Annotated in this window: 5 protein-coding genes and 15 tRNA genes; 18 read left to right on the top strand and 2 right to left on the bottom strand. The window is 46.6% G+C overall.

Going from position 1 to position 7,723, the window contains the following annotated elements:
- The first annotated feature begins 257 nt into the window (after positions 1–257).
- From KTG14_RS06580 to KTG14_RS06510, 15 genes are all read left to right on the top strand, one after another.
- A tRNA-Leu gene (locus KTG14_RS06580) sits at positions 258–346 on the top strand.
- Positions 347–371: 25 nt separating this feature from the next.
- Positions 372–448 (top strand) — tRNA-Arg (locus tag KTG14_RS06575).
- A gap of 25 nt (positions 449–473) precedes the next feature.
- A tRNA-Pro gene (locus KTG14_RS06570) sits at positions 474–550 on the top strand.
- A gap of 6 nt (positions 551–556) precedes the next feature.
- A tRNA-Ala gene (locus KTG14_RS06565) sits at positions 557–632 on the top strand.
- 21 nt (positions 633–653) lie between these two features.
- Positions 654–727: transfer RNA gene (locus KTG14_RS06560), tRNA-Met, on the top strand.
- Between the two features lie 8 nt (positions 728–735).
- Positions 736–812, top strand: a tRNA-Ile gene (locus KTG14_RS06555).
- A 15-nt stretch (positions 813–827) separates the two neighbouring features.
- Positions 828–920 (top strand) — tRNA-Ser (locus KTG14_RS06550).
- A 40-nt stretch (positions 921–960) separates the two neighbouring features.
- Positions 961–1,037: transfer RNA gene (locus KTG14_RS06545), tRNA-Met, on the top strand.
- A gap of 3 nt (positions 1,038–1,040) precedes the next feature.
- A tRNA-Asp gene (locus KTG14_RS06540) sits at positions 1,041–1,116 on the top strand.
- Positions 1,117–1,132: 16 nt separating this feature from the next.
- Positions 1,133–1,208, top strand: a tRNA-Phe gene (locus tag KTG14_RS06535).
- Positions 1,209–1,212: 4 nt separating this feature from the next.
- Positions 1,213–1,286: transfer RNA gene (locus KTG14_RS06530), tRNA-Gly, on the top strand.
- A gap of 5 nt (positions 1,287–1,291) precedes the next feature.
- A tRNA-Ile gene (locus KTG14_RS06525) sits at positions 1,292–1,368 on the top strand.
- A gap of 4 nt (positions 1,369–1,372) precedes the next feature.
- Positions 1,373–1,447: transfer RNA gene (locus KTG14_RS06520), tRNA-Asn, on the top strand.
- A 4-nt stretch (positions 1,448–1,451) separates the two neighbouring features.
- Positions 1,452–1,543, top strand: a tRNA-Ser gene (locus KTG14_RS06515).
- Positions 1,544–1,549: 6 nt separating this feature from the next.
- Positions 1,550–1,621, top strand: a tRNA-Glu gene (locus KTG14_RS06510).
- An 11-nt stretch (positions 1,622–1,632) separates the two neighbouring features.
- On the opposite strand, the gene KTG14_RS06505 is transcribed toward KTG14_RS06510, so the two are convergent.
- Entirely contained in the window at positions 1,633–2,613 is a 981-nt protein-coding gene (locus KTG14_RS06505) for a DMT family transporter (RefSeq protein WP_216970157.1), read from the bottom strand.
- Between the two features lie 140 nt (positions 2,614–2,753).
- Positions 2,754–3,668, bottom strand: a complete 915-nt coding sequence (locus tag KTG14_RS06500; RefSeq protein WP_216970156.1) for a 1,4-dihydroxy-2-naphthoate polyprenyltransferase — start codon at positions 3,666–3,668, stop codon at positions 2,754–2,756.
- 161 nt (positions 3,669–3,829) lie between these two features.
- Between KTG14_RS06500 and KTG14_RS06495 the strand changes: the two genes are divergently transcribed.
- Genes KTG14_RS06495 through menH form a run of 3 tightly spaced genes read left to right on the top strand, consistent with a single transcriptional unit; the run spans position 3,830 to position 7,723 of the window.
- The gene (locus KTG14_RS06495; protein ID WP_216970155.1) at positions 3,830–5,221 is read left to right on the top strand and encodes an isochorismate synthase; all 1,392 of its coding nucleotides are present in this window, start codon (positions 3,830–3,832) and stop codon (positions 5,219–5,221) included.
- Positions 5,208–6,911 carry a 2-succinyl-5-enolpyruvyl-6-hydroxy-3-cyclohexene-1-carboxylic-acid synthase gene (gene menD / locus KTG14_RS06490; protein ID WP_216970154.1) on the top strand — a complete coding sequence of 568 codons (1,704 nt, stop codon included), beginning with the start codon at positions 5,208–5,210 and terminating at the stop codon, positions 6,909–6,911. Before KTG14_RS06495 ends, menD begins: the two co-directional genes overlap by 14 nt.
- Positions 6,902–7,723, top strand: a complete 822-nt coding sequence (menH, locus tag KTG14_RS06485) for a 2-succinyl-6-hydroxy-2,4-cyclohexadiene-1-carboxylate synthase (RefSeq protein WP_216970153.1) — start codon at positions 6,902–6,904, stop codon at positions 7,721–7,723. The genes menD and menH overlap by 10 nt, the downstream gene beginning before the upstream one ends.

Below are 7,723 nucleotides of genomic sequence, written 5' to 3'. Positions count from 1 at the left end.
AGAGAAAAAAGAAAAGAGAAGGAAAGAGGATGTTTCCGAAACCGGAAAGAATAGAAGGAAGAAAAAGAAAAAGGGAAAGAGAAAAGAGGGGAAAAGGAAAAAAGAGGAGGGAAAAAGAGAAGGAGGGGGGAGGGAAGAAAGAGGAAGGAAAAGAAGGAAGAAGAGGGAGAAAAAAAAGGAAAAAGAGGAAGGAGGGAAGGAAAGGAAAGAGATTCGACCCCCGTCTTCCGCTCCAATTTTTATCTATCCAATGCCCCGCCGGGGTGGCGGAACTGGCAGACGCACAGGACTTAAAATCCTGCGGTAGGTGACTACCGTACCGGTTCGATTCCGGTCCTCGGCACCAACTGTTTTATAAAATTTTATATTAAGCGCCCGTAGCTCAATTGGATAGAGTACTTGACTACGAATCAAGCGGTTAGAGGTTCGAGTCCTCTCGGGCGCGCCATATTTTTGTCATCATCCTATTTAGTCGGGAAGTAGCTCAGCTTGGTAGAGCACTTGGTTTGGGACCAAGGGGTCGCAGGTTCGAATCCTGTCTTCCCGACCACTTTATGGGGCCTTAGCTCAGCTGGGAGAGCGCCTGCCTTGCACGCAGGAGGTCAGCGGTTCGATCCCGCTAGGCTCCACCAACTATACAATTTAAAGATCCTGGCGGCGTAGCTCAGCTGGCTAGAGCGTACGGTTCATACCCGTAAGGTCGGGGGTTCGATCCCCTCTGCCGCCACTTTTTTAGGACCTTTAGCTCAGTTGGTTAGAGCAGACGGCTCATAACCGTCCGGTCGCAGGTTCGAGTCCTGCAAGGTCCACCATTCAATATTTATCACGGAGGAATACCCAAGTTTGGCTGAAGGGATCGGTCTTGAAAACCGACAGGGGAGTCAAATCCCGCGGGGGTTCGAATCCCTCTTCCTCCTCCATTTTTTAAAATGAGTGGACAATTTTTTCTAATATTATTATCGCGGGGTGGAGCAGTTCGGTAGCTCGTTGGGCTCATAACCCAAAGGTCGCAGGTTCAAATCCTGCCCCCGCAACCAAATGGTCCCGTGGTGTAGCGGTTAACATGCCTGCCTGTCACGCAGGAGATCGCCGGTTCGATCCCGGTCGGGACCGCCATTTTTTATAAATATGTGGGTCAGTAGCTCAGTCGGTAGAGCATTAGATTGAAGCTCTAAGTGTCGGCGGTTCGATTCCGTCCTGACCCACCATATTGCGGGTGTAGTTTAGTGGTAAAACCTCAGCCTTCCAAGCTGATGATGAGGGTTCGATTCCCTTCACCCGCTCCAATAATGGGCCTATAGCTCAGCTGGTTAGAGCGCACGCCTGATAAGCGTGAGGTCGGTGGTTCGAGTCCACTTAGGCCCACCATTATTCCGAAGTAGCTCAGTGGTAGAGCACCGCACTGTTAATGCGATGGTCGTAGGTTCGAGTCCTACCTTCGGAGCCATACTGGGGAAGTACTCAAGTGGCTGAAGAGGCGCCCCTGCTAAGGGTGTAGGTCGGTAACACCGGCGCGAGGGTTCAAATCCCTCCTTCTCCGCCAGTATTTGGCCCCTTGGTCAAGCGGTTAAGACACCGCCCTTTCACGGCGGTAACACGGGTTCGAATCCCGTAGGGGTCATATTAAAAGCGTCATGCATTCATATGCATGACGCTTTTTTCTGTATTCAATTGTTCTTCGTTGCGTGAAGCAAAACTGTGTATTGCCATTCCAAGTATGACCATGATTAAGCCTAAAAGTGCTATTGGAGAAGGAAATGCAATGCTTAAAAGAAAAAATTCACCTATCAATGCAAATATAACTTCCATAGATTGCGTAGCTTCCACTGCGGCAAGCTTTGACATGTTGATTCTGACCATGTCAGTAGCCATAAAGAATAGGACAGTCGCTACTACTCCTGAACTGATGGCAACTATCAAAGATTGAGAAATTTGAGAAGTAGAAGGTAATCCAGTTGTCGAGAAACCATAAATAGAGAGAACCAACCAAAGGGGGAGACTTGCAATTGTCATCCCAAGCACACGTTGATATGCGTCTAGCCGACCTTCACAAATCTCCATCATTTTTCGATTTCCAAGTGGGTAAGCGAAAGCTGCAATTAGAACGGGCACTAACCCAAGCAGTAACGTGGAAGTAGTAACATTAGTTAGGTGATCAAGTTGAAGAAGGGCTATTCCAGCTAAGATAATAATTGAAAATAATAAGCCTTTTATTGGTATACGTTGTCTATGTATTACTGTTTGCCCGGATATATGAATTTTGATGAAAAAAAGAGGGGCGAGTAAAGTACCGGCAATGATTGTAAATTGCCAAGTTCCGGCGATTAGCCACCCTGGAGAGTAAGCTGCCGCAAAACATAAGGGGGCGTAAAAAAGACCGAACCCTATGAAACTCCATAACAACCATTTTACTTTATCTTTCTTCATTTCCTGGAAGAGGGGAAGCAAATTGCCCCTAAGCGACACAATTAATAAGAGAAAAGGAATCATAAATATGTAGCGCAAGGATGCGCTCCATATCCAATGGCCACCTTGAGCTTCCATTAAAGCATTTACAATAAAAGTGACCGCAAAAAACATTGCTCCTGCAAGACCCAAAAAAATTGGTTTCATAAGAACCCCCCACTTTGTATATATTAGATACAATATATCGCAATCAGGATAGTTTCACCACTGTTATTATATAGAAGACTTATTATTAATTGCTTCTATAATAAAAAGCTGATGGGCTTATCGCCATCAGCTTTAAGGGATTAAGATAAAAAGTAGTCTACTAATAGACCGATTGCCAGCAGGAAATTGAATAAAGTATTTGTAATACCTGTATCTTTCATAGCTGGCATTACTTGCATTGGTTCGGTGTAGCGCTTAAAAGTCATGATTATTTTTATAGGTTTAATAACACTTAGTAGTACCAATAAAGCCCAGGGTGTGACAATGCCGAGCAATACTAATAAAATAATCCAAACATAAGATAAAATAAAGAACCACATAAAAATAGTGACTGCAGCCGATCGGCCAGCTAATATTGCCAACGTGCGCCGTCCGCTCTTTTTATCTCCGACCATATCTCGAATGTTATTGGCCATCATAATTGCAGCTACGAGCAGTGTGCTGGGTACAGCTAACATAACAGCAGTGGAGGTGATCATTTCTGTTTGGATATAGAAAGCGACGATCACGATGAGGAGTCCCATGAACAATCCTGAAAACAATTCTCCTAATGGCGTGTAAGCAATCGGATATGGGCCTCCAGTGTAAAAGTAGCCTACTAACATGCCTATGCCTCCGACTGCAAGCAACCACCAGCTGGTAGAAGCAGCAATATATAATCCTAGTACAGCAGAGATGCCGTAAAGGAGGAACGCCAGGGCTAAAACGGTTTTTGGTGAAACGCCATTTCGGACGATAGCCCCGCCGATACCAATAGATTCCTCATTGTCGAGACCCCGTGCAAAGTCATAGTATTCATTAAACATATTGGTTGCTGCCTGTATAAGCAAACTCGCTATCAGCATGGCCAAAAAAAGTGCCCAATTTAAACTGGTGTAATGGATTGCAATCATTGTACCAAGAAACACTGGGGCGAAGGATGCTGTTAAAGTATGGGGGCGGGTAAGCTGCCACCAGACGCGCCATCCGCTATCAGCTTGTATGGAATGTGTCATTTCTATCTCTCCTATTCATTTCTTTCCAACCTATATTGTACTTCAAAACGCAGACATTTACAGCATATGTTGTGCTGAATTACTAAGAAAGGGGTATGATAGAAGGTAGAGATTAAAATGTATCGCAGCTATCTGATGCTGCAGTAAACGGAGGTAATCCGGTGAATTCACAATCGTATTCATCAACTGAACAGATGGAAGCGAACCGCTTCAGCGGCTATCGCTTCTATACAGAAACCATTGAAGTATCGACGATGTCCGCTCTGGCATTTTTTGAGGCTGGGCAAGAACAATATGAAGGCAAGCGAATGTTTTGGCAGAACCGAGAGAAGTCCTTTACGATGGTCGGTCTTGGACATGCTTATGTACTGACGGCTGATGATTATAAGGGACGTTTCAGTAGCATCCAGAAGGACTGGAAAGCGTTGAGTGCTCAATTGGTGAATGAAGAAACAACAGTGCAACCAGTATTATTTGGCGGTTTTTCATTCGATCCTTTGAACGATCAGCCAAGCAAGTGGCGAAATTTCCCGCAGGCTTATTTTGCTGTACCGACGTTCCAGCTCATTATTAAAGGGGAGCAAGCGTATGTCAGTGTCCATTTGATCACTAAGCAGCCAAACAGTTTTACGGACTTTGAAGCGTTGCGCAAAGAACGTGACCGGCTGATTCATGGAGCGCAGGTTTCAGAGCCAAAAACATATCAAAAACCCACAGTTTCAGAAAAGAAGGAACTGAAAAAAGACGAATATATGCGTTCCATCGAAAAAGTGACAGATGTAATCCGTGCAGGAGAAGTGGATAAGGTAGTAATCGCAAGAGCGCTTGAACTATATTTTAAAGAAGCTTTAGCACCTGCATCTGCGATTTACCAAGCAGCGAATGAGCAGCCTGAGAGCTTTTTGTTTGGGTTGGAAGCTGGTGAGCAATTCTTCTTCGGGGCGACTCCCGAGCGGCTTGTTAAAGTGGAACAGCGAAAAGCACTTTCTACGTGTTTGGCAGGTTCCACACCCCGCGGTCAATCCGTTGAACAGGATGAAATGTTGGGGCAAGCCTTATTAAATGATTCGAAAAACCGTTCTGAGCATCAGTATGTTGTCCAGATGATCGGCGACGTGTTCCAGAAGCATTGTTCGAATCCACGTATTCCACAAAATCCAAAACTGATGAAAATACGTGATATACAGCATTTGTACACGCCTGTCGAAGGCGAGCTAAAAAATGGCAGTTCGCTATTGGATTTGGTCGAAGCGCTGCATCCAACACCAGCGCTCGGTGGGGAGCCGAAACAGCAAGCATTGAGCTTAATCCGTTCATATGAACCATTGAATAGAGGATATTATGCAGCACCAATCGGTTGGATTGATGCAAAAGGCGATGGTGAATTCGCCGTAGCAATTCGTTCGGCTTTGCTTGATGGGGATAAAGCTTATTTATTCGCTGGTGGCGGAATTGTGGCAGATTCTACGCCAGAAGCTGAATATGATGAGACATGGGTGAAGTTCCGCCCTATGCTTCGTGTACTGGGAGGAAATTTGCATGACGAATCGTGAGTATTTAACTGAATATGTTTCGGCATTTACGCATTCACTGAAGCAAGCCGGGGTAAAAAAAGCAGTCATCAGCCCAGGCTCGCGTTCGACTCCACTTGCTTATGCCTTAATGAAACAGGAAGGCATAGAAACATATCGGCAAATCGATGAACGATCGGCTGGTTTTTATGCGCTGGGTTTGGCAAAAGCCTCGAACAGCCCAGTTATTTTGATTTGTACATCAGGGACCGCCGCAGCCAATTATTTTCCTGCGATTGTGGAGGCTTATTACGCGCGTGTGCCACTTCTCATCGTGACGGCGGACCGTCCGCATGAGCTTCGTGAAGTCGGGGCGCCGCAAGCGATTAACCAGATTAATTTATTCGGATCCCATGTCAAGTGGTCAGCTGATCTGCCGTTGCCGGAGCAAGGCAACCGTTTGGATTTTTTGAAGCGCCATTTGGGACGTGCTGCAGCCATGGCTGAAACCGTGCCAAAGGGTCCGGTTCATTTGAATGTGCCGTTCCGCGAGCCACTCGGCATCGATTTTGATCAGCCTTATCTCAGCGAAGGAGAACTGTATCGTTTTGAAAGCGGCCAGCAGTTGACTGATGAGGCTACAGTGTTTTTGCAAGAAGTGTTTAGCCAATCGCGCGGTTTGTTGATTGCCGGGGAAAATACGGCTCAAATTTCATTAGAACAATGGGAATTTATCCGTCGTCTTGGATGGCCAGTGCTTGCCGATCCGCTGTCGAATCTGCGGTCGCATGTACCGGATGATTTTATGGATGTCATCGTTGATTCATATGATGCCTTGTTGAAAAACGAGGAATTTGCTGAGGGTGTAGTGCCGGACGTGGTCGTACGAATTGGGCCACAGCCGGTTTCCAAGCCGCTTAGCCAGTTTTTGTCGAAAACCAAGCCGGCGAGATATGTTGTCATTGATGAAAGTCCCTTGTTCAGGGATCCGCAATCAGTCGTTACGCATCATATCCAACAGCATTTTTCTGCCTTGTGGGAGTTGAACTTGGAAGCGAACTCTCCAAGCCCTTACTTGGAACATTGGAAAAAAGCAGGGAAGTTGTTGCGAGAAGCAATGTCTATCCATTGCCAGCAAGAATTGGATGAAGGCGTATTGGCAAAAGCCTTTTTTGATGAGCTCGATGGGTGTGATTTAACTGTGAGCAGCAGTATGCCGATACGGGATGCAGATACGTATTTCCAGGTGACGCAACGGGACGTCCGGATTTATGCCAACCGCGGCGCCAATGGCATAGACGGAGTGGTATCGACTGCTTTCGGGATCCAGGCAGCGAATAAACGGCCTGGCTATCTATTGATCGGTGATTTGGCTTTGCTGCATGATATGAATGGTTTGCTTGCATCGAAACTGCAAGCTACTGATATGACGATCGTTGTCATGAACAATGATGGCGGCGGGATATTTTCTTATTTGCCGCAGTCAAAAGAAGAGCGCTACTACGAGGAACTTTTCGGCACGCCGACAGGAATCCAGTTCAAAGCAGCAGCTGAAATGTACGATGCGGAATATTACTCAGCGAAGACTGTGGAAGAATTGCAGTCGGCACTTAGAACACCGAAAGACAAACCGGTGCGCATCATTGAAGTGGCAACAAACCGCGCGAATAACGTAACGGTTCACCGGAAATTGTGGAGCCGGCTGGATGAGGGGCTCAATAAATGGAATTGATGGCAAATGGAGTTCGCTACCATATTGAGGTGTCGGGGGACGAAGATCGCCCTGTCCTGGTCTTGCTCCATGGCTTTACGGGCAGCACTGCGACTTGGGAACCTGTCGTTGAAAACTGGAGAGACTACCAGATTGTGGCAATCGACTTAATCGGGCATGGCCAGACGGAAAGCCAGGCAGATGAAAGTCGTTATGCGATGGAGCGGCAGTTGGATGATCTTGACTTCATTTTTGAAAAGATGAAGTTAGAGAAATTCACTTTGCTCGGCTATTCGATGGGCGGGCGCACGGCGCTTGCATATGCTTGTGAATTTCCAGAGAAGGTCGAGCGGCTTGTGTTGGAGAGTGCTTCACCTGGCTTGAAAATAGAAGCGGCAAGACAAAAGCGGCGAGAGCAGGATGCCCAGTTGGCCTTTAACATTCTTGAAGGCGGCATAGAGCAATTCGCTGGGAAGTGGGAGAACATCCCGTTGTTCGACAGCCAGAAATCCTTACCAGAATCTGTGCGCAAGCAAGTGAAGCAAGAGCGGCTGGCACAAACTGCACAAGGCTTGTCGAATAGTTTGAAGGGCATGGGGACAGGTTCACAGCAATCTTATTGGGGCTGTTTGCCGGAATTAAAGATGCCGGTTTTACTGATCACCGGTGAGTTAGATCCGAAGTTTTGCGCTATTGCGCGTGAGATGCAGGAGCTCTTGCCAAACGCAGAACACTGCATCATTTCAGCGGGACATGCGATTCATGTGGAAAAACCGGCTGAATTTGCTACAATGGTTATGGAACGAATAAATGGAATTAATGAGGAGGACTAG

The organism is Planococcus sp. CP5-4_YE, from assembly GCF_019042655.1.
Taxonomy (GTDB): Bacteria; Bacillota; Bacilli; order Bacillales_A; family Planococcaceae; genus Planococcus.
The sequence above is the reverse complement of the archived record's forward strand: the minus strand, read 5'-3'. Positions and strand labels throughout refer to the sequence as shown.

Coding starts and splice junctions, on each gene's coding strand:
- menH (WP_216970153.1), top strand. CDS start 6,902: ATGGAATTGATGGCAAATGGAGTTCGCTACCATATTGAGGTGTCGGGG.
- KTG14_RS06505 (WP_216970157.1), bottom strand. CDS start 2,613: ATGAAACCAATTTTTTTGGGTCTTGCAGGAGCAATGTTTTTTGCGGTC.
- KTG14_RS06500 (WP_216970156.1), bottom strand. CDS start 3,668: ATGACACATTCCATACAAGCTGATAGCGGATGGCGCGTCTGGTGGCAG.
- menD (WP_216970154.1), top strand. CDS start 5,208: ATGACGAATCGTGAGTATTTAACTGAATATGTTTCGGCATTTACGCAT.